This is a genomic window from Rothia sp. HMSC058E10, assembly GCF_001809415.1.
Taxonomy (GTDB): Bacteria; Actinomycetota; Actinomycetes; order Actinomycetales; family Micrococcaceae; genus Rothia; species Rothia dentocariosa.
In genome coordinates, this window is record NZ_KV797626.1 from 442 (window position 1) to 1,154 (window position 713).

The window sequence follows — 713 nt, forward strand, 5'->3', positions numbered from 1 at the left end:
TGATGGAGACGCAGGAGTCAAAGAAATCCTGCGCGCCATAAAATTCCCCTACGACATGCCTACAGTAGGAGACCCGGTTGGGTGGACTGAAGAATTTATTGAGGACCTTCACTGGCTTGATCTGAGCAAAGGTGTCTTTGTCATCCTCAAAGACTATGACGTGCTCTTTTCTGTGCATGATGCACCCGAATACTACAACGCCAAACGCATGGCACGACACCTACAAACCGTAGACAGCAACTTACGGCACCGTCACACCCGATTCGCCTACGCTGATTACGACCCACCCCACGTACTCTACGCTATAGAAGTGTCCCGCGATAAGCTCGATACAGTCCTCGATTTTTTCGAAGGACACGCCACTATCATCCCTGAGTTTGATGAGGATAACCCAGGAGCAGAATACCCACCTTTTAAAAAATATGTCGATGAGACCCGCAGGAACAGGTTATACGGTATCTCTACCTGGTGATTGAAAGTACATTAGATGCCCAGAACCGTCCACGCGCGTATAGAGAAACTTTTATTCTCATTAAGGGTAACCAATTATGGGTTTCTACAAGAACGAATCAGATGATGCATTCTTCCCCGCTATCTACATCACCGAAGACAAGGTGCTAGAACGCCAAACCCAAGCCCTGCGTGATAAGGGATGGGCCATCATCGAAATATCCTGCAAAAATATAGCAGCCTCCCAAGACCCACAAGCAGGA

Annotated in this window: 1 protein-coding gene; it reads left to right on the forward strand. The window is 48.0% G+C overall.

What is annotated here, in order from left to right; genetic code table 11:
* Nucleotides 1-472 (forward strand): hypothetical protein (locus tag HMPREF2609_RS04685; RefSeq protein ID WP_070535259.1); only part of this gene is annotated, 472 nt, incomplete at its 5' end.
* Between the last annotated feature and the right edge of the window lie 241 nt (nt 473-713).